The sequence below is a fragment of the Oceanobacillus sp. FSL W7-1304 genome (assembly GCF_037969805.1).
GTDB classification, from domain to species: domain Bacteria; phylum Bacillota; class Bacilli; order Bacillales; family Amphibacillaceae; genus Oceanobacillus; species Oceanobacillus profundus.
Window position 1 is genome coordinate 3,824,934 of the sequence record NZ_CP150211.1, and the last position, 18,842, is coordinate 3,843,775.

An 18,842-nucleotide genomic window follows, 5' to 3' on the forward strand; every position below is an offset into this window, starting at 1 on the left:
CAGCGAATAAAGTATTATTCATGGCAGGTTGGTGGATGCATAGTAAAGAGCACCACAGGTAACTTTTGATGACCCAACGAAGGAAAGGACAAAAAAGTTATTCAATAATTTTCATAGAAATACTGGCATGAATAAGGAGACATGTTTCCAGCAGTGTGATGAGAATAGTTCTGCAATAGGAAGCTAAAATATGGGGGAGAAAGTAATGTCATATAAATTAGGGATACTTGATCAAAGTCCGATTTTTTCAGGGAAGTCGGCTGAAGATGCATTAGAAAGCACGATTCAATTCGTGCAAAAGGCAGAAGAATGGGGATATGAACGCTTTTGGGTTTCTGAACATCATCAGACACTTGACCTTGCGGGTACATCACCTGAAGTACTTATTTCTCATTTATTAGCAAAAACGACTACGATCAAAATTGGCTCAGGTGGTGTGATGTTGCAGCATTATAGCCCTTATAAAGTAGTAGAAAACTTCCAGCTTTTATCATCACTTACTCCAGGAAGAGTGGAGCTAGGGGTAGGAAAAGCACCGGGTGGTTTTTCTTTATCAACGAAGGCTTTGCGTTACGGGGCAGCGGGTAGTGATATCGATTTTGATGAACGTTTTACCATACTTAATCAATTCATTCATGATGCATTGCCCGAAGATCATGCATTATATGGTGCAAAGGCTTTGCCAAAGCCAAAGAGGAAGGTGCCTGTTTTCCTTTTAGGAGCAAGTTCAAACAGTGCTAGACTTGCTGCAGAGCAGGGTGCAAATTTTGTATTTGCGCGTTTTTTAAATGGGAATGATGACATTCTTCGGGAAGCTGTACAGGAGTACAGGAATATTTATCCAGAAGGAAAGTTTATTGTTGCAATTGCATCTTTCGCTGCGGTAACGCAAGAAGAAGCAGAGGAAGAGGCACGACATTATAAAATTTATAAAATCCATCTTGAAAGTGGTCGCTCACTATCGGTTCAGTCGCTTGAACAAGTGGAATTATTCCGGGAACAGACGAGGGAATCCTTTGAAGTTAAAGAGCAAGAAGTGGATATGATTGCAGGAAGTCCTGCATTTGTAAAAGGGGAGTTAGATCAATTAGCAGCTGCTTATGCGATTGATGAGTTTATTCTGCATACACCCATTCAGCATGAACAAAAGCGCTTGAAATCATTTGAATTATTAAGTCAGTTGGCTGTTCCGCTATTGAATAAAAACTAAACGTAACTTGGTATTTGTATAAATAAGGGGCAGGGCTAGTGTTTTAAATTATGCTGTAATTGGATGTAGGAAGTAGTTCAATTACAAGGCTGGTATAACAGTGTAACTGTACCAAGTTTTAAGTTATTCATGATCAAGGGGAGAAGAATAAATGAAAAAATTAGTGATATTCTTGTCAGCTGTGTTCCTATTTTTTGCTGCGGGGTGTGGAGAAAGTTCCAGTAGTGAAGGTTCAACTGAAGATAAAGTCATTACAGTTGGAGCTGTACCTGATGGTTACCCACATACTTTTAAGGAAGATGAAGAATTTAAAGGCTTTGTTGTCGATGTGTTCAACGCTATTTTTAAAGATATGGGTTATGAAGTGGAATGGGTTATAACGGATTGGAATGGGGTACTGGCAAATTTACAATCTGGAAAAGTCGATACAGCTATTAATTTTGCAGCAACAGAAGAGAGAGCGAAAACATATAATTTCACAGATCCTTATTACAGTTCGAAAGCAGTAATTGCTACAGCGAAAGATGAGGCTAACATTCAGTCATTAGATGATTTAGAAGGGAAAAAACTAGCTAGTATTATGGGAACTAACTTTGAAAATGTATTAAAAGAAAATTACCCAGAAGAAAATTATGAACTGGTCATTTATGAATCAGTTGATGTGGTTTATACAGATGTAGCTACAGGAAAAGTAGATGGATTTATATACGGCAGGGAGCAATTGATGGCACAAATTAGTGAAAGAGACATTCCATTACAAATTGTAGATGAACCATTTGGGGACCAACCGGTTGCTTTACCATTTCAAAAAACTCAGGAAAATGATGCTTTAATTTCAGAGATTAACCAAACAATCGAGAAACTAAAAGAGAATGGAACACTTTCCGAGATATCTTTAAAATGGTTTGATATCGATTTACTAGAAGAATAAGAAAAGGAAGTGGAAAGATGGCTAGCAAAAATATGAAACTTGGAATATTAATACAAGGTCCCGGTGGGCATATGAATTCTTGGAAATCTGAGGATGTGCCGGCAGATGGAAGTATTAATTTAAATCATTATATAACAGTGACGCATAAAGCAGAGCAAGCTGGATTTGACTTTGTATTTATTGCGGATGGACTACACATTAATGAAAAATCGATTCCTCATTTTCTAAATCGATTTGAGCCGTTGACATTGTTATCGACACTTGCAGCGGTCACAAAACATATTGGATTAGTTGGGACGATTTCGACAACGTATAGTGAGCCATTTAATGTTGCACGTCAATTTGCTTCCTTAGATATAATTTCAGGCGGGCGTGCTGGTTGGAATGTTGTTACATCACCCTTGGAAGGAACTGCATCGAATTTTAATAAAGGGAACCACCCAGAACATCGGCTACGATATCAAATGGCAGATGAGTATTTAGAAGTTACGAAAGGATTATGGGATTCTTGGGAAGATGCTGCATTTGTAAGAAATCGTGAAACAGGGCAATTTTATGACAAGGATAAGATGCACCGTTTGAATCATAATGGTGAATTTTTTACGGCACAAGGTCCATTAAATATTGAACGTTCTAAACAAGGGCAGCCAGTTATTTTCCAAGCAGGATCATCAAAGACTGGAATTGCATTTGCTGCCAAACATGGGGAAGCTATTTTTACGAATAAATCGACATTGGAAAGTGCGCAGGAATATTATCGTACATTAAAAAACCAGGCGGCAGAATATGGTAGAAAGCGAGAAGCGATTGCTGTTTTACCACAATTGTCTCCAATTATTGGTGCAACGGAAGAAGAAGCAGAAGAGCAATACAATGCGATTAAGCATTTAATTGGTATTGAGGAAGCTTTGCATTATTTAGGGCGTTTCTTTGACCATTTTAATTTCAGTCAGTTTCCACTTGATGAGGCATTCCCGGACATTGGTGATGTCGGGAAAAACAGTTTTCAATCGACAACAGATGAGATTAAAAAAATGGCAAAAGATGAGAACTTAACGTTAAGAGAGGTAGCATTACGTGTAGCAACTCCTAAAAATGAATTTTTCGGTACGTATGAACAAGTAGCGAACAAAATGATCGAATGGGTTGATCAGGATGCGGCAGATGGCTTTGTATTGAGCATGTATGTACTTGGAAAGCAGTATGAAGATTTTCTCGAGCATGTTGTTCCAATTTTAGTGGAAAAAGGTTACTATAATCGCGGTTATGAAAGTGATACATTACGAGGAAATTTAGGGCTGCCTTTTATTGAAAATCGCTATAAAAAAGAACATATCAAAACGAAGTGAGGGATAAAGCATGCCAAACAATCAATCTATCGTAGTCTGGTCTAAACAGGGTTGTAGTTATTGTAATGAGGTAAAAACGTATTTAGAGGAAAAAGGGTTACCTTATCAAACGATCGATGTCACAGAAAATGATGATCGAAGAGATATTTTAGAAGCAAAATATGGGGTACGCCATGTTCCAGTTGTGGAAATCGGCCAAGGAAATGCATATGAAGCAGTGACAGAAGTTGGTATTGAACATTTAGAGAAGACATTAGCGAGTAATTAAACGAAGTACCCATATTTGTTGATAGGGTTACTGTTTAAGAGAGGGGGATGGTTGTGCGTAATATGAATATTGTAATTGTTTCGGGAAGTCCTTCATCGCTGTCGAGATCAGAGCGAATTCTTTACTATCTAGGCGAGCTTGCCGAGCAAGAAGGTTTTTCCGTTAAACATATTTCTGTAAAGGATGTCGATGCGGAGGACTTACTTTTTGCAAACTTCAACAGCAATAAAATCAAGGAAATCGCCAATGATTTGGAAAATGCAGACGGTGTAATTGTTGGATCCCCGGTATACAAAGCTTCATACTCTGGCGTATTAAAAGCATTGTTCGATATGCTGCCACAGGATATTTTACAGGATACCCATGTACTACCTGTGATGACCGGGGGGAGCCTATCCCATTTATTGGCCCTGGAGTATGCTTTGAAACCGTTGCTGGCCACTGTGAAAGGTCATAATTTAAAGGGCCTTTACTTTCAAGACAGTGAGATAGATAAAACAAGTGATAATCCGATTTTAGATGTGGATATGTTGAATCGAACGAAAAAACAGCTTGATTATTTTTTTGGGAAAGTGAAGCGGAAGGAACATGCTTAGTTAGAGGAGGTCTACTTTTTAGTAGATCTTTTTTTGTTGGAGAGGGAAAGAGTAAAAGCAGAATAAAAAAAGCATCTTGCAATTTCACAAAGACATAAAAAAGTTCCCCTGCCCGAATGACAAGCAGGAGAACGGTTTGTTATCTATTTTTCAACGCTTCCTCAATATATTGCACACCTATTTCCGTAATCGCTTCATACTGGTTTTCTTGACCAATTTCCACGACAGGTACGTGTCGAACACCGTATTTTACTTCTAGAATGTCACGTCTGTCATCATGATCGGTTACATCAATGTCTTTGTATGTAATGCCTTTTTCATTTAAATATTGCTTTACCTCCGCACAGTAACTGCAACCTTGTTTGGACCAAACGACTACGTTTAAATCTTTAATTGCCATTTTAATTCTTCCTTTCTTTTATTGAATTTTTTTCATATATCAATTTTTAACAAACGTTTTGCATTTTCATAGAAAATCTTTGCTGAAAGTTCAGGTGCTAATTCATAGCTTTGATAATGTTTTATCGCATAAGCATAAGGAACATTTGGATAACAGCTTGCAAATAAAAGTTGATTTTCCAATCCTGACTTTGCAGCTTCTATGTATTGATTGCCTCCAGGGAAGGTGAGGTAAAAGTCGGGACATAAGTAAATGTTTGGAAAATGTGTCGCAACTGCGATAGATTCTTGAACAAATGGCCATGCTGCATGCGAGATAATAATTTTTAAGTCTGGATATTTCTTTGCTACACGAATAAGCTGCTTTGGATGGATATAATCATAATCAGGTGCTTCGCTTGTCAGCGAGATGAGCAAGCTTAATGTTATACAATAAGGGAAGTCGTATTCTAAACAAGCTTCAAAAATGGGATCTAAGCTTTCATCGCCTATCGGGGTTAATGGTTTGATTTTTGATGGAATTGCTGCAACCCCATGAAAAACACCAGTTTTCCCATATCGGTGAATGGTAGCTACAGCTTCATCGACTGTCATATCTTCAATCCCAATAAAGCCGAAGAATCGTTCCCCTTGAGGGCTTGTTAAGAAAGCTTTCAATTCTTCATTTGAGCTTCCTTGTTCATTATTTCTACCGAGAATTACCGAATAACTAATTCCCTGCTCATCCATCTCATTTAGTACATCTGTAACAGTAGAAGACTTTGTTGGTGCAAGGTTTTCCAATTGATGAAAAACGCCGTGTAATGCTGTCTTGCCGTTTTCAAACATTGCTTCCCACTTTGGAATCGGTGCTTTCATTTTAAAATCAATCACCATAGGCTTGTATCCTCCTTTCTTATCTTGCGGTCAAACCACCATCAATGACGCATTCAGCCCCAGTTGTATAACTGGATTCATCAGAGGCGAGATAAAGAACGAGATTGGATACCTCTTCTTTTGTTAGCACCCTGTTCAACGGGCGGTCAGTTGCCACTGCGTCTCCACCGGCTTGTTCGGAAAACATGCCTGTATTTACTAGGCTGGGATGAATGGAATTCACACGAATCTGATACTGTCCCAGCTCCAATGCCGCTACCTTTGTCATTCCAGTCACAGCGAATTTAGAAGCTCCATAAGCAATGCCTGCTGTTCTTCCTCTTAAGCCACCATTGGAGGAAATATTTATAATGGAACCATGCTTTGCTTTTTTCATTGAAGGGACGACAGCTTTCATTCCTAAGAAAACAGCTGTTTGGTTAACATCAATAACCTTTCGATAGGCTTCTTCAGGGAAGTTTTCTAGATGTTCGCTATAATTAATTCCGGCATTGTTTACTAGAATATTCACTGGGCCAAATGTTTTCTCTGTCTTTGCAACGACCTGCTCCCAACGTGCAGCATCTGTTACATCGTGCTGTAAAAACAATACCCCCTCTCCAAGCTCAGCTTGTAATGCTTTTCCTTCCCCAGTGGCGACATCGGTGAAAACTACTTTCGCACCTTCTGTCATGAGCTTTCTGACATGGGAGGCACCCATGCCGGATGCCCCGCCTGTTACTATTGCTACCTTACCGCTTACTCTCCCCATGCAAAATCCCCCAAGTAATTATTGTTCGTCTTGACTGATCGTTACATCCTCACCAAACCATTCCATCGATAAATCTCGAAATGTACCATCAGCTTTTAATGTTTCTACTGCTTCATTAATTTCAGCAATAAGCGCTTCATTTTCATCTGTCTTGGCAAATGGAAGGGAGACTAGTTTTTCTCCAAATGCTTCCCCAACCACCTGCAATGGGATTCCTTTATCTTTTATTTGTGCTAACAGGATTTCTCTTCCAGTTACAAATGCATCCACTTTTCCTGATGCAACATCCTGATGAATAACATCTGGTGTTTCATAATTGATAATTTCTATTTCATCATTTGGATCCTGCTCTTTTAATACATTTTGATAATTGGATCCCGTTACATTTCCAACTTGCTTACCTTTAACATCCTCTAGGGACTGTATCGTGTCGTTATCTTGTGCTACTCCAAGAGCAGCTCTGGAATAGTAGTAGGGTTCTGTAAAGGAATACTTTTCTTCTCTTTCTGGTGTTTGTGCAAAGTTCGCAACCGTATCAATTTTCCCGGTTTCTAAGGAAGCGAGCACACCAGTCCAGTCCGTAACGACCCATTCAACCTCATACCCGATTTCAGCGAAAATAGCTTCTATCATATCAACGCTAAAGCCCTCTAATTTTTCATTTTCATAGAAATATTGTGGATAGCCATCGGGTGTTGCGCCCACCTTGATTACAGTATCATCTCCTGCTGACCCGTTATCTGTGTTTTGTCCACATGCGCTTAAAAAGAGTAATATTAGGACGGAAATTAAAATCATTCGTTTTTTCATGTTCATGTATCCTCCAACAACTTAAGTTTCTCTTACGTAAGGTTTACTAATACGGTTTTCATACCAGGATTGTAAGCTGCTATATACAACGGTTAGTCCCCAATAAATAAGTGCAACTGCCATATAAGCTTCAAAGAAATTAAGCGTAGCTGTTGCAAGTAGCTTTCCTTGGGCGAGTAATTCTGTTACACCAATGGTAAATGCGAGTGAGGAATTTTTTAATAAACCGAGAAATGTATTTCCTGTTGCAGGAATCGCATTTCGTGCGGCTTGTGGCAAGATAATTCCTCGTAATGCTTGGGGGTACGTCATACCTACCGTTAATGCAGCTTCTGCTTGCCCTTTATCTACAGACTCCAGCCCAGCCCGAAAGATTTCTGCAAGGTATGCTGAAACATTTAAGCTAAATGCAATAATTGCAGCTGTTGTAGCACTAATTGAATTAAGCGCGGGGACTAATTGTGGCAAGCCAAAATAAATCATTAAAAGCTGCACGAGTGGTGGAGTCCCTCGAAAGAAGGAAATGTACACCTTGGATAATTGCTGTAAAATTGGAATTCGATTCACTAGAATTAAAGAAAGGAAGATTCCGATTATAATAGCAAACAGCATGGAAACGATTGATATATATAGGGTAACTGGTACATATTTTAATAGCTCAGGAATAATTTCAATCATATACCCAAAATCAAAATTCATATAAGACACCGCCATCTTTCTTGTAGTTATAGAAGAGCAAATTTGCCATTTTCTATATCCTTATCTAACTCCACGGAGGAGTGCTTTTGATAGTTCTGTAAAAATTTCTTTGTTCTCTCATTTTGAGGGTTATCAAAAATTTCTTCAGGTGTGCCTTGCTCTACAATTAAACCATCATCCATGAAAATGACTTTATCTGCGACTTCCCTGGCAAACTTCATTTCGTGGGTTACGATAATCATTGTTTTCTCCTTATTGGCGATACTGGATATGACACGCAGTACTTCACCAACCCATTCTGGATCCAGCGAAGAAGTAGGTTCGTCGAATAGAATGGCGTTGGGACCTACCGCTAATGCCCGCGCAATGCCAACTCGCTGCTGCTGTCCTCCAGATAGGGAGATCGGGTAGCTATCTGCTTTGCTTAAAAGTCCAACTTGATTCAATAAATGACGTCCGATTTCGTCCGCTTGTTTTTTGTTTAATTTCTTTGTGACTCTTAATGAATGGGTTACATTTTCTAGAGCTGTTTTATTTTTAAAAAGGTTGTAGTGTTGAAACACCATCGATGTTTGCATGCGCAATTTCTGTATTTCTGATTTGGTTGCCTTCGTTGTATCCACTGTTACATCACCGATCTCAATCTTTCCAGAATCAGGTTTTTCTAGGAAATTGATACAGCGGAGCAATGTCGACTTTCCAGAGCCAGATGGACCAATAATGGCTACCACTTCACCCTCAGTCACTTGAAAGCTAATATCCTTTAAAACAATATTATTTTTAAAGCTTTTCTTTATATTTGAGATCTTTATCATCGTATTTCATCCCTCCGCTTTATGAATAACTTTGATTATTCCTAGGGTTTTAGTTGGTTTTGAGATTATCGATTAGTATATCACGCGTAACTTAATCTAACAATAACTCTCCTTATAGAAAAATAAGGTCTCCCTTATAGAAAGGTTCTATATAGTTAGGCGGATAGTGGTGTGAATTGATAACTCAGCTTTTATCATATATGCCTAAACTGTTCTTTTGGTTCAATTTAGATCTGGAATGTGCATTTCTCTGCTTCAGTTTCTCTTGCTTCCTTCTAATTTAGCGATTTCTAGTAATTCCGTATAATAGTTTGGTGTTTCTTCTGTGTAAAAAATCATGTTTGTTTTCAGCGACAGATTTGATACAAAAGGTAAATTCACATGAACTAGTTCTTGACGGGCCAGTTCATTACGTACACTGATTTCTGGGAGAAAACCAATGCCCGTTCCACTTACCATCAAGCCTTTTGCAGCTTCCATATTATCTACTTCATATTGGATAATAGGTTTGACACTTAGGTTTTGAAATAGATTCCGTATCATGGACCAATCTAATGATCCACATTCAAAAAAGATAATCGGTTCTTGTGCTAATGCTTCGATGTTAATTGAATCAAAGCTTGCAAAAGGATGGTCAGGCTGTACAAACAGGTTGATTGGACTTTCCAATACTTTTTCAGATGTAATAAGCGGATGAGAACTATTCCTGACAAAACCAATATCAACTTCACGATTCAATACTTTATTTTGAATGGCATCACTTGACCCTGTAACCAGCTTTAGTTGCACGTCCGGATGTTTCTTTGTAAAAGCGGGTATGACTTTTGGAATTAAGTAATTGGATACGAGTTCTGTACATCCAATTACTAACTGGTCGGATAATTCTTTCACTTTTAATTGTTTCTTGCCAGTTTTATAGTATTGAATAATTTGCTCTGCATAAGGAAGAAATTCCTTTGCTTGCTCTGTGATCACGAGTTGTCTGCCAACTCGATCGAAAAGTTTCGTATCTAACTCTCGCTCTAAGGATTGGATACGTGCTGTCACGGAAGGCTGTGATAAGAACAGTGCTTTGGAGGCTTTGTTAATACTGCCAAAGTGGTTCACTAACACAAAGGCTTCGATGTTTTCGATATTCATGATTTAAGTCTCCTTTAATTCTTAGTAATCTTATCAACATTATATATATAGGGGAGGAGGATGTCACTGGTAAGATGGAACGGAGAAGGAAAATAAAATCGGCAAATATGTTATTTGCCGATTTTTATGGTGAAAAGGATATTCTGCGATTCAAGAAAATAAATGCTTTTCCATGTATAAATAGTTATTGACCTGAGCTTAGTTCCGTTTTTACTTGCTGAATCTCTTCAGGTGTCGCGGGTTGTGCTGGTTTATAATGACCATTCTGCAGTGCATAGCTATAAACGGTCCGTTGGCGGGATTCGTCTCCATTACGTAAACTCACAAGTGTTTGTCTGAGTTGCGAATTATTTGCTTCACTTATATAGCCTGCATAGCTTTTTAGACTTGCATTTAATCCATTTAAATAATCGTTCACAATATCTTTATCTTGTAGCATGCTTCTTTCCTCCTATTGTAGAAATGGTAACAGCTGTTGTTGTGCCTGCCTTGCAGATTGTGCGTCTCGTTGTAAAATCGTTTTTAGTTCTGGGTCTGTTGCAGATGCCGCGTAGGATTCTAATTTGTTCGCAATCATTCCATGTTCACCAATCATTTTTCGTAAATTTTCTAGTTCGGTTTGTGTTAATTGATTCATGCAAAAGCTCCTTTCGAGTGGATTCATCGTTAGTTTAACCAGTAAAAGTTTGGATATTCTTCTATCCGGAATAGCTGTTTTTCGTTTGATAGTGGTAAGTTCGTCTTAGGTAAGTTTATTTGAGTAGAGATTGATTAGCGGTCAATGGAAGGAAAAAACGCGGTATTGGGATTCCTGTCTACCCAATATCGCGTTATATCAGTAAATTATATCTTTTCCCAAGCTCAATTCGTTGATTCTTTGTTCCTCTAATAAATACCTTAATCGCTCCTTCATTTCGTTGGAAGTGACAACACAACTTAAGATGGCAAAACGTGTCTTAATTTTCAATTCATATTGATCATTCACATCCTTGGAAAATCCATAATATCGGTGATTCACATCGATACGTACAAACTCAAATGATTTAATCTTCCTCCATGGGACAAAGCGCGCGCCACATAAGACTCCATCCTGTACGAACACAAACATATTGAAAAGGTTAGACAGATGGAAAATTGGAAGGATGAGTAGTAGGTATATAGACCAAAATAAATCAAAAAAATAGCTTGCAATGAGCATCGCGGTTAAATAAATAAGTGTTAAAGCGTAAATCATAATCCCAGTTTTTTGCTTTGAGTAGGTAGGAGGATATACAGGTTTTTCCGGGTGTTTTCGAATGGTATTAAATTCCTCGATCGAAGCAGGAAACACTATTTCTTGCTTCATTTTGATTAGCGTGATAATAAACCGATAACTGTATACGAAAATAATTGCTGCAAAAATCAGTTTCACGAATAATTCCATGTCCTCACCTCCATTATTTTCCTTCTATCTATAATACGAAAAGGAAAGGCGGGAAGTTTCAGTAAAGTGTAAATTTCTAATAGAGTGGGGAAGAGGGACAAGCTAAGCTGTCCCTTGAGATTCCTAAGCATAATGCCCACCAATCTTCTTACTGCGCTCCAGCGTGATCCCTGCATCTGTATAACTGGAAGCGCGGAGAATAGCAGTGGATCCGTATTTATCACGAATCGCATCCATTACATAGCCGATGTCATTTTTCTTTGCGCGATCCTCAAATAAATCGAGCTGGACATCGGTCTGATCGAATAGCTTTGTTAAGGTGACGTATACATGTCTAATCATGCTTTTTCCATCATAAAATTCCTGGAATAATTGCATGCAAACTCCATACATATCCATGGTCACATTGGTAGGGATATCAATCGATCGGGAACGTGAAAATCCACCAGCTGTTTCTTTTGAATAGGAAATGCTAAGCTGGATGGTTCTTCCTGCCGTTCCTGCTGTGCGAGCCCTGCGGCATACTTCCTCACAAAGATCAAGAATGCAGTAAGAAACTTCTTCCCTCGTGTAGTCCCGAAGCAAAGATATACCATGTCCGAAGCCTTTTTGCTCTTGTTTTGTGAAGTCGCCAAAAACAGGGCTTAAATCAATTCCCCATGCATGCCAATAGAGTTGTTCTCCCATGACGCCAAAGCGTTTTTGTAAAAGCTCTAGTTTATAATTGGCGATTTGCCCAAGTGTGACAATTCCCATGCGGTGTAAGTTCTTCATCATTCGATGTCCGATTCCCCAAATGTTTTGAACAGGAGTTGGCCAGAGTTTTTCTGGTACATCCTCGTATTTGCATTCTGCAATCCCTGTTTTTTTAGCGTGTAAATCCATGACGACCTTTGCGAGAAATTTATTATCCCCAATCCCAATAGAGGAAGTGATACCAAATCGGTCCAATATGTCACGCTGTATCTTGTATGCAATCTCCTGACGACTTCCGAAAAGCTTTTGCAGGCCATTTACGGTAATCCAAACTTCGTCAACCGAATATTGATGGATTGCTTCTGGTGGTGCGTAATCATGCAGTAATTTTGTTATTTCAACGGATACGTTTAAATAATCAGCCATATGGGCTGGCACAACGATAATGTTCGGGTCGTCTGGTAATTCGAAATAACGACTTACATTACTTACCCCATATCTTTGCTTTAAGGCAGGAGATGCTGCTAGTATAATACTCCCAGATCTGTTTGGATCTCCAACGACGGCAAGCATAACCTTCATCGGATCCTCATTTAGTTTCATTGCCTCGACGCTTGCGTAAAAAGAACGCATATCAATACAAAGCACATCATGACGGGGGTAAGAAGAATAGTCCAATTGACTCACTCCTTTAGAACGTTTGTTCCTAGTATATGCAAGAAAATGTAAATTATCAATGTCAATAAATAACAGTATATATGTTCGGTTTTTGTGATATAATAGAACAAACGTTTCTATTTAAGGAGTGCGATAAGATGAAATTATTAAATCATGCTGTTCATGAGAAGATAAAGTTGGAAATGATTTATATGGCACGTAATGGTAAGGTTTCGCAACGATTTGTGCGTGTATTAGGGATACGTGAAGATCATATTTTAGCATATTGTTTTTATCGCAAGCGGGTCCGTACGTTCAAAATAGAAAATATTTTGTCGGTACAGAAAGCAAACAGGAAGGCGGCAAGTGCATGATACATGATCGCGGATCGAAGAAATGGACAGCACTCATGCTGCCAGAGCATATCGAAATGTTAAAAGCTTTACAAATTGAATATAATTATAAAGAAAAACCGATATTGGACGAACAACAGGTGGAAGAAAACGCCATAAAATTGCAGCTCGCAATACATGATAATCTGACAGTGGAGGTTAAATATTATAAAGCGCATAGTTTTCATAAAGTAAAGGGAAAGTTGTTAAGCGTTGTTTCAAATGACTGCATTGTATTTGATAACGATGATCGCACGAGGGTGAAATTTAGTGACATTATGGATGTTCTGGTCGTTTAGTTTTCTCGTTTAGAGCTTAGTAGTGAAGTCTTGAAATCGATTGCAGCATTATAAACGAAAATGGGAAAATATGTTCTGTTAAAAGTGATGCATTCTTGCTACAATAGAACTTGTACAAGAAGGCTTTCATGGGTGGCGGCTCACCCCTTTTTAATCCGAAAGGGGGTGATGGATAATGACGGTATATGAGGCGTTGGTTCTAATGATTTCATTTGGAGCTTTAATTGTGGCTGTGCTGTCAGATCAAAAAAAATAGCCACCCTATAAGCCTGACGAGCAATTAGGGTGGTTATTGGTATAACTCTAATGTGAGTCGCCCCCTTGAAGGGCTATTGTATGGTCGCTAGTGTAGCAGCACTAGCGATCTTTTTATATTTTATGGAATTACTTACTTTATTATAACCGATATTGATGGAAATGAAAAATCAGAGGGTAATAGTAGGGGATTTTTCACGGTTAACATTAATTTTCCAATTATTGTTATTTTTGACTGAAAATATAGAATAATTAATTGCTGCTAAGCTCTAATAAAGCTATAATCAAGCTAGAATGAAATATGGTAAATGTCTTGAGGATGTATGTAAAATAAGCCTTTACCATTATAATGAATCGGAGTGATTCGGATGAGTACCAAAAAGCTACTGATTATAGTCAGCATCTTCTTTATTGTTTTTTTTATTGCTGTCCCAGCTGGTTTTCTATATGTACTGAACAACGGAAATCCATATACGAAATACCTTGTGAATAAGCATGTCCCAGCACATCTGGAGGAGATGGGGTATGCAGAAGAACAGATGGAGGAAGCACATTATGTAGAGCCGAAGCACTTCATTAATAAGGATTTTTATCATGGACATTATATGGTAGTTTTTAAAGATGAACCGAATATAACCTATTATTATGGATTAACGAAAAAAGAAAAGCATGTTGGGCAATTTTGTGATAAAGAAATCCTTTCAGCGGATGGCGTGACCGATAGTTTTGAAGGAGATACGAAGTATAGTGAAAAAGAATGTCAGCATTCCCTGGATAATAGGGATTAGACAGTTAGCAGTTCAGAATGAAGGGGCTTAGAGATAGTTTTGTGAAAATATGTACTTAAAATAAATGGCAGGTAATTAATTCAATAAGGAAGCTTTTAAAAAAATATTACTTCCTGTTTATAATAAATCCCCATGTTAACTGTATGATGGGAGGAAAATAATAATTATGACTAACTATTTAAATCGAATAACACAAGACTTAGTAGAAGCAGATTTGGAAAAGTATTGGCCAGGATTTGAAATGGTTGCTTATGCCCTATATGATAATTGCAATGTTTATTTATACAACCATCCTAAATTTAATAGTAAGCTACAAAATACATATCAAGTATTAAAACGGGATGAGCAGTTTAATGGTTGTACTCTAATGCTCTACGAAGAATATCCAACAGCAATTGTAGATCTGGAATTATATGGGGACTATGAAAGCTTGTTTTCTATTCTCGTACACGAATTATTTCACGGTTATCAATATATGAAGGGGGAAAAACGATTTCCTGATGAAATTTTAGGAATCACATATCCTTTATTGAGAGAAAGTGTGCAATTAAGAAATCTAGAAAGAATAAATCTATATAATGCGTTATTAGAAAATAATACTCATGCAAAGAAAGAATATCTTAATACTTTCTTTTACCTAAAAGAAAAAAGAGCAGCAATAATAAATGAGTATCTACTATATGAAAACTTAATTGAAACCATTGAGGGGCCTGCGTGGTATGTGGAATTAAAAGCTTACTTAGAGAAAAGCCCACTAGCTTATGGTTCGGTTTTACAAAAATACGGGCAATACTTAACAAACAAATATGAGTCTACTTCTAATATACGAAGAAGCTGTTATAGTTCAGGTTTGTTTATGTGTTTACTACTAGATGAGATTTCACCAAGTTGGAAGGAAAGTTTTTTGGATACAGAGGAAACATTATACGATTTGTTCAAACGCCTCTCAGGTAACTTTATAAAATGGAATCCTATTCATCTCACCGAAATAAGCTTAGAAACCGATGAAGTAATTAATTTCGCATTAGAAAATAGGAAGAAAGAATTTAAAAAGTTTTATGAACAAAAAGGAATTCTTCTAAGTATTGAGGGTGATATAACTGCAAAATCTTTTGATCCAATGAATATTATTTACCTAGAAGATGAGTTTTTACATAAAAACTTTATTAAGGTAAGAATTAACAATGCAGACTATCTGTTACAACAACCTGTTATTGCTGATTTTAGAGGTAGTTTGCAAGACATAAAAAAATTACAACTCATTATAAAGGATAAACCTATCGAAACTATTGATTCACTTGTAGTAGAAGGCGTTGGAGAAATTCAAGGAAGGTATTTGAAAAAGGGAAATAAATATCACTTATTTATTAATAATAATTAATCGTAGATTTCTTCTTCAACTGTATTAAACAAAAAAGAGAAATATCAGGATCCAGCTATTGAATGAGTGGCAATAGAAATTGATACAATGGATTCACATCATTTTTTCCTTTATCCGTTTCGTAGTATTTGATCTAAATTTATAGATCAATTTTTAAAAATTAATATCTTCAGCAAAGGAACGCTTTTCTTAAAGATAAGCGCTCCTTTTGTATATAAGGTTTTTTACAAGATAAATTTAATCAGCAGTTGAATTTCTTTTGGCGACTACTAGACGAATGATGAATTCCTGCAGAAAAGTACGTCTTTGTCAGGTGCACAAAATCTTGTAATTGGGGTGTGAGCCATTTATTTTTGTGTAAAGCCATTTGTGTAGTTAATACGGGCATTTCCACGTCCCAATTTAATTCCACTAATAATCCTTCTTCTAAATCCTCTGCAACGGTCATTTCTGGAAGCATTGCCACTCCTAAATTGGCGACTACGCACTTTTTGATAGCTTCCAGGCTAACAAATTCAAGCGTGTTTTTCGGTGATACCTGGTACTCATACAGCTTTTGTTCAAACATATTGCGATATGAGCACCCTTTCTCTGTCAATAAGACCGTTTCTTCTCGTAAATCATCTGGTAGTACGGTAGGTTTAAAAACTAATGAATTTGATGGTGAAGCAACAAGTATAAGTTTCTCTTGTAATAAAGGGTTGGTTTCTAAATAAGGATTTGGTTTGTTGGTATCCATAATAAAAGCGAGATCTAATTCCCCTTTCAGCAAAGACTCTGTTGCACTTTCATCAGAGTGAGCAGGTTTGAAAATTAAATTTACTAGTGGATATTTTGATTTGAAATTTTTAAGAAGCTCAGGCAAACGATAAGTGCACTGGCTTTCTTGTGCTCCAACGATAATTGTCCCTGTTTTCTCTCCAGCCTCAATTGCTGTTCGTGCTTCATCTGTTAAATGTACAATTTGGTGGGCATAACTTTTTAATTGTTTTCCTGCTTGGGTCAAAACAAGCCTCTTACCAAGTCTCTCAAAGAGAGGAGTTTGTAGATCTTGTTCTAGAGACTTAATTTGGGCAGTGACACTAGACTGGGCATATTGAAGTTTAGCGGCCGTTTTTGTAAAGTTCAAGGTTTCGCTTGCAACTATAAATGTTTGTAAATATTTAAATTCCACCTATTTCTTTCTTCCTTCCTATAATCGATATGATCGATTGATTTCATCGAAATTATCATCTTTTATAATGGATGATTTTATTTTAAACTAACTGTAGATGGAAAACAACATGAGAGTGGGGAAGAGGAATGAAAAAATTATTACTAATTAATGGTCATGACGTATTTCAAAGAGCAAAGGGTCAATTAACAGATTACATGGTTGATCTTATTAGGGAAGAATGCAAGCACCATATTGAACTGAAGGAGACAAAAATTATAGCAGGTTATAACACTAAAGAAGAAATCGGAAAATTTCAGTGGGCGGATATTGTGATCCTACAAACACCTATTTATTGGTTTAGTATTCCAGGCATTGTTAAGAAGTACATTGATGATGTATTTGTCCCAGATATATTTTTTACGAAGGCTAAGAAATTCGGTCGAGGTGGTTTACTTACTCAAAAGGAATACATGCTTTCTGTTTCGTGGGGAGCTAATATAAAGGCATTTAATGGTAGTCAGACTAGTTTTTTAGAGGGGTACTCAGAAGATGAGGTATTATTCCCCATACATAAAATTTTCGAATACTGTGGTTTGAATCGTTTACCGACTTTTTCAATTTATTCAGCGATGAAAAATCAATCTTTAAAGGAGTACACAAGTCAATTACAAGATCATCTTAGACGGTATATCGTAAAAGGAGGTGGGAGCAATGCTCTTTAACATGTTGAAAGGCAGGAATTTCAGAAACTTCTTCCTTTCTGACATTATCCAAGGTTTCGGTGTTGGAATGAGTACAATCGGTGCGAATTGGTATGTGCTTGATAGTACGGGTTCAGCTGCAGCAGTCGGGTTTATATTAGCGCTTAATCTTTTAGCAGGATTTCTATGTTTCCCTCTTGTCGGTACATTAACGGATCGTTTTAGTAGAAAGCAAATTATTTTCTCGGCACACGTTATACGTGCAATCTTAATCTTTATTATCACGCTTCTATTTTTGATTGATGGATTTAGCATGATTTATCTATATCTATTCACCATCATTAATGGTGTTGGGTGGACAATCTATATGTCTGCATCCAGGAGCTTAACTCAAGAAATTTTAACAAAAGATGAACTTGTGAATGGAAATTCACTGATAGAGATTAGTTTGCAAGTGGGGATGTTTTCGGCTGGCGCAGTATCTGGGATTCTCTATAAATTCTATGGTTTTGAATTCATTCTTCTTATGAATGCTTTTGCATTTCTACTTAGTAGTATCTTTTTAATTCGAGTCATTTACCGTACTAAAATCAAAGTTAGGGAAAAAGAGGAAACTTTTATACAGAGCTTCAAAGGTGGGATTGGTTACTTAAAAAGAAAACCAAAATTATTCTTATTTGGTATAGTCTCCGTCATTCCGTTAACGACAACAATGGTCTTCAATGTTATATTACCAGGTTATGTTCAAGATTTATTGCAAGCCGATTCTACAGTTTTTGGAACAGCAGACATGTTTTATGGGATTGGTGGATTACTTTCGGGATTTTTAGCTGCATCCATTGTTAAGAAGTTAACAAAACCATATACAATTGTTATGTTCTTTAGTCTTGCGACCGTGGTAATGTTATCTCTATCCTTTCAGCATCATGTTATTTGGTTATTTTTAGGGAGTATGTTGATTGGTTTGTCCAATTCATCCATACGAATACACATGAATGTACTTCTGATGGAATTGGTATCAGAAAGATACATGGGGCGATCTATGTCTGTCTGGATGGGTGTTTCCCTCTTGTTGCAATCCGTTTTGGCTTATAGTATTGGTCACGCGATTGACCGTACTCATGCAGGTGTTGGATTTACCTTAATGGGCGGAATGATGCTTATAGGCATTGTTTTATTTATCGTTGTCCATCATTCCATGTCTAAATCAAATGCAAAAGATGTCGTTGTCTCGTAACAGTGATAAAAAG

The 18,842-nt window shown here is 37.3% G+C and carries 23 protein-coding genes; 11 read left to right on the forward strand and 12 right to left on the reverse strand.

Features of this window, described 5'->3' with window-relative positions; all coding sequences use genetic code 11:
• Positions 1-205 precede the first annotated feature (205 nt).
• The 5 genes from NYE61_RS18970 to ssuE all read left to right on the forward strand — a co-directional run bounded on the left by NYE61_RS18970 (position 206) and on the right by ssuE (position 4,354).
• Positions 206-1,210 (forward strand): LLM class flavin-dependent oxidoreductase, encoded by a 1,005-nt coding sequence (locus tag NYE61_RS18970; RefSeq protein ID WP_118890333.1) that lies wholly within the window; start codon positions 206-208, stop codon positions 1,208-1,210.
• A 151-nt stretch (positions 1,211-1,361) separates the two neighbouring features.
• Positions 1,362-2,141, forward strand: a complete 780-nt coding sequence (locus tag NYE61_RS18975) for a transporter substrate-binding domain-containing protein (RefSeq protein ID WP_303447479.1) — start codon at positions 1,362-1,364, stop codon at positions 2,139-2,141.
• Positions 2,142-2,158: 17 nt separating this feature from the next.
• The gene (locus NYE61_RS18980) at positions 2,159-3,490 is read left to right on the forward strand and encodes an LLM class flavin-dependent oxidoreductase (RefSeq protein WP_303447480.1); all 1,332 of its coding nucleotides are present in this window, start codon (positions 2,159-2,161) and stop codon (positions 3,488-3,490) included.
• 10 nt (positions 3,491-3,500) lie between these two features.
• Positions 3,501-3,758, forward strand: coding sequence for a glutaredoxin family protein (locus tag NYE61_RS18985; RefSeq protein WP_303447482.1), 258 nt, complete (start codon positions 3,501-3,503; stop codon positions 3,756-3,758).
• A gap of 62 nt (positions 3,759-3,820) precedes the next feature.
• Positions 3,821-4,354: an NADPH-dependent FMN reductase gene (gene ssuE / locus NYE61_RS18990; RefSeq protein WP_095313364.1), complete on the forward strand. Its 534-nt coding sequence runs from the start codon at positions 3,821-3,823 to the stop codon at positions 4,352-4,354.
• Between the two features lie 139 nt (positions 4,355-4,493).
• Here ssuE and NYE61_RS18995 read toward each other — a convergent pair whose 3' ends face one another.
• From NYE61_RS18995 to NYE61_RS19045, 11 genes are all read right to left on the reverse strand, one after another.
• Positions 4,494-4,748 carry a glutaredoxin gene (locus tag NYE61_RS18995; RefSeq protein ID WP_240033864.1) on the reverse strand — a complete coding sequence of 85 codons (255 nt, stop codon included), beginning with the start codon at positions 4,746-4,748 and terminating at the stop codon, positions 4,494-4,496.
• A gap of 38 nt (positions 4,749-4,786) precedes the next feature.
• Positions 4,787-5,629: an amidohydrolase family protein gene (locus NYE61_RS19000; RefSeq protein WP_303447483.1), complete on the reverse strand. Its 843-nt coding sequence runs from the start codon at positions 5,627-5,629 to the stop codon at positions 4,787-4,789.
• Between the two features lie 19 nt (positions 5,630-5,648).
• A complete protein-coding gene (locus tag NYE61_RS19005; RefSeq protein ID WP_339316343.1) occupies positions 5,649-6,380 on the reverse strand; it encodes a glucose 1-dehydrogenase in 732 nt (243 codons plus the stop codon).
• 18 nt (positions 6,381-6,398) lie between these two features.
• On the reverse strand, positions 6,399-7,190 hold the full coding sequence (locus tag NYE61_RS19010; RefSeq protein WP_095313269.1) for a transporter substrate-binding domain-containing protein: 792 nt from the start codon (positions 7,188-7,190) through the stop codon (positions 6,399-6,401).
• 21 nt (positions 7,191-7,211) lie between these two features.
• Positions 7,212-7,889 carry an amino acid ABC transporter permease gene (locus tag NYE61_RS19015; protein ID WP_095313267.1) on the reverse strand — a complete coding sequence of 226 codons (678 nt, stop codon included), beginning with the start codon at positions 7,887-7,889 and terminating at the stop codon, positions 7,212-7,214.
• A gap of 26 nt (positions 7,890-7,915) precedes the next feature.
• The gene (locus NYE61_RS19020) at positions 7,916-8,704 is read right to left on the reverse strand and encodes an amino acid ABC transporter ATP-binding protein (RefSeq protein WP_095313265.1); all 789 of its coding nucleotides are present in this window, start codon (positions 8,702-8,704) and stop codon (positions 7,916-7,918) included.
• A 255-nt stretch (positions 8,705-8,959) separates the two neighbouring features.
• Positions 8,960-9,844, reverse strand: a complete 885-nt coding sequence (locus tag NYE61_RS19025; RefSeq protein WP_303447484.1) for a LysR family transcriptional regulator — start codon at positions 9,842-9,844, stop codon at positions 8,960-8,962.
• 184 nt (positions 9,845-10,028) lie between these two features.
• Positions 10,029-10,283 (reverse strand): spore coat protein, encoded by a 255-nt coding sequence (locus tag NYE61_RS19030; protein ID WP_095313261.1) that lies wholly within the window; start codon positions 10,281-10,283, stop codon positions 10,029-10,031.
• A gap of 12 nt (positions 10,284-10,295) precedes the next feature.
• Positions 10,296-10,481: a hypothetical protein gene (locus NYE61_RS19035; protein ID WP_095313259.1), complete on the reverse strand. Its 186-nt coding sequence runs from the start codon at positions 10,479-10,481 to the stop codon at positions 10,296-10,298.
• A 198-nt stretch (positions 10,482-10,679) separates the two neighbouring features.
• Positions 10,680-11,267 carry a hypothetical protein gene (locus NYE61_RS19040; protein ID WP_303447485.1) on the reverse strand — a complete coding sequence of 196 codons (588 nt, stop codon included), beginning with the start codon at positions 11,265-11,267 and terminating at the stop codon, positions 10,680-10,682.
• Positions 11,268-11,390: 123 nt separating this feature from the next.
• Positions 11,391-12,641: a DNA polymerase IV gene (locus tag NYE61_RS19045; protein WP_303447486.1), complete on the reverse strand. Its 1,251-nt coding sequence runs from the start codon at positions 12,639-12,641 to the stop codon at positions 11,391-11,393.
• A 137-nt stretch (positions 12,642-12,778) separates the two neighbouring features.
• Here NYE61_RS19045 and NYE61_RS19050 point away from each other — a divergent pair, with 137 nt between their 5' ends.
• The 4 genes from NYE61_RS19050 to NYE61_RS19065 all read left to right on the forward strand — a co-directional run bounded on the left by NYE61_RS19050 (position 12,779) and on the right by NYE61_RS19065 (position 15,735).
• On the forward strand, positions 12,779-12,994 hold the full coding sequence (locus tag NYE61_RS19050; RefSeq protein ID WP_303447487.1) for a hypothetical protein: 216 nt from the start codon (positions 12,779-12,781) through the stop codon (positions 12,992-12,994).
• Entirely contained in the window at positions 12,991-13,311 is a 321-nt protein-coding gene (locus NYE61_RS19055; RefSeq protein WP_303447488.1) for a YolD-like family protein, read from the forward strand. Before NYE61_RS19050 ends, NYE61_RS19055 begins: the two co-directional genes overlap by 4 nt.
• Before the next feature lie 623 nt (positions 13,312-13,934).
• Positions 13,935-14,354 carry a DUF3139 domain-containing protein gene (locus NYE61_RS19060; RefSeq protein ID WP_303447489.1) on the forward strand — a complete coding sequence of 140 codons (420 nt, stop codon included), beginning with the start codon at positions 13,935-13,937 and terminating at the stop codon, positions 14,352-14,354.
• A 166-nt stretch (positions 14,355-14,520) separates the two neighbouring features.
• Positions 14,521-15,735: a hypothetical protein gene (locus NYE61_RS19065; RefSeq protein ID WP_303447490.1), complete on the forward strand. Its 1,215-nt coding sequence runs from the start codon at positions 14,521-14,523 to the stop codon at positions 15,733-15,735.
• A 241-nt stretch (positions 15,736-15,976) separates the two neighbouring features.
• On the opposite strand, the gene NYE61_RS19070 is transcribed toward NYE61_RS19065, so the two are convergent.
• Positions 15,977-16,909: a LysR family transcriptional regulator gene (locus NYE61_RS19070; protein WP_303447491.1), complete on the reverse strand. Its 933-nt coding sequence runs from the start codon at positions 16,907-16,909 to the stop codon at positions 15,977-15,979.
• Positions 16,910-17,037: 128 nt separating this feature from the next.
• Here NYE61_RS19070 and NYE61_RS19075 point away from each other — a divergent pair, with 128 nt between their 5' ends.
• Both NYE61_RS19075 and NYE61_RS19080 read left to right on the forward strand, forming a co-directional pair.
• Positions 17,038-17,613 (forward strand): NAD(P)H-dependent oxidoreductase, encoded by a 576-nt coding sequence (locus NYE61_RS19075; RefSeq protein WP_303447492.1) that lies wholly within the window; start codon positions 17,038-17,040, stop codon positions 17,611-17,613.
• Positions 17,603-18,829 carry an MFS transporter gene (locus NYE61_RS19080; protein ID WP_303447493.1) on the forward strand — a complete coding sequence of 409 codons (1,227 nt, stop codon included), beginning with the start codon at positions 17,603-17,605 and terminating at the stop codon, positions 18,827-18,829. The genes NYE61_RS19075 and NYE61_RS19080 overlap by 11 nt, the downstream gene beginning before the upstream one ends.
• The last annotated feature ends 13 nt before the right edge of the window (positions 18,830-18,842 follow it).

Excerpts from the sequence above, each read along its gene's own strand:
- ssuE (WP_095313364.1), top strand. The coding sequence starts at position 3,821 with ATGAATATTGTAATTGTTTCGGGAAGTCCTTCATCGCTGTCGAGATCA.
- NYE61_RS18980 (WP_303447480.1), top strand. The coding sequence starts at position 2,159 with ATGGCTAGCAAAAATATGAAACTTGGAATATTAATACAAGGTCCCGGT.
- NYE61_RS19000 (WP_303447483.1), bottom strand. The coding sequence starts at position 5,629 with ATGGTGATTGATTTTAAAATGAAAGCACCGATTCCAAAGTGGGAAGCA.
- NYE61_RS19040 (WP_303447485.1), bottom strand. The coding sequence starts at position 11,267 with ATGGAATTATTCGTGAAACTGATTTTTGCAGCAATTATTTTCGTATAC.
- NYE61_RS19025 (WP_303447484.1), bottom strand. The coding sequence starts at position 9,844 with ATGAATATCGAAAACATCGAAGCCTTTGTGTTAGTGAACCACTTTGGC.
- NYE61_RS19020 (WP_095313265.1), bottom strand. The coding sequence starts at position 8,704 with ATGATAAAGATCTCAAATATAAAGAAAAGCTTTAAAAATAATATTGTT.
- NYE61_RS19080 (WP_303447493.1), top strand. The coding sequence starts at position 17,603 with ATGCTCTTTAACATGTTGAAAGGCAGGAATTTCAGAAACTTCTTCCTT.
- NYE61_RS19010 (WP_095313269.1), bottom strand. The coding sequence starts at position 7,190 with ATGAAAAAACGAATGATTTTAATTTCCGTCCTAATATTACTCTTTTTA.
- NYE61_RS19035 (WP_095313259.1), bottom strand. The coding sequence starts at position 10,481 with ATGAATCAATTAACACAAACCGAACTAGAAAATTTACGAAAAATGATT.
- NYE61_RS19055 (WP_303447488.1), top strand. The coding sequence starts at position 12,991 with ATGATACATGATCGCGGATCGAAGAAATGGACAGCACTCATGCTGCCA.
- NYE61_RS19050 (WP_303447487.1), top strand. The coding sequence starts at position 12,779 with ATGAAATTATTAAATCATGCTGTTCATGAGAAGATAAAGTTGGAAATG.
- NYE61_RS18970 (WP_118890333.1), top strand. The coding sequence starts at position 206 with ATGTCATATAAATTAGGGATACTTGATCAAAGTCCGATTTTTTCAGGG.
- NYE61_RS19005 (WP_339316343.1), bottom strand. The coding sequence starts at position 6,380 with ATGGGGAGAGTAAGCGGTAAGGTAGCAATAGTAACAGGCGGGGCATCC.
- NYE61_RS19065 (WP_303447490.1), top strand. The coding sequence starts at position 14,521 with ATGACTAACTATTTAAATCGAATAACACAAGACTTAGTAGAAGCAGAT.
- NYE61_RS19075 (WP_303447492.1), top strand. The coding sequence starts at position 17,038 with ATGAAAAAATTATTACTAATTAATGGTCATGACGTATTTCAAAGAGCA.
- NYE61_RS19030 (WP_095313261.1), bottom strand. The coding sequence starts at position 10,283 with ATGCTACAAGATAAAGATATTGTGAACGATTATTTAAATGGATTAAAT.
- NYE61_RS18975 (WP_303447479.1), top strand. The coding sequence starts at position 1,362 with ATGAAAAAATTAGTGATATTCTTGTCAGCTGTGTTCCTATTTTTTGCT.
- NYE61_RS18985 (WP_303447482.1), top strand. The coding sequence starts at position 3,501 with ATGCCAAACAATCAATCTATCGTAGTCTGGTCTAAACAGGGTTGTAGT.
- NYE61_RS19060 (WP_303447489.1), top strand. The coding sequence starts at position 13,935 with ATGAGTACCAAAAAGCTACTGATTATAGTCAGCATCTTCTTTATTGTT.
- NYE61_RS19015 (WP_095313267.1), bottom strand. The coding sequence starts at position 7,889 with ATGAATTTTGATTTTGGGTATATGATTGAAATTATTCCTGAGCTATTA.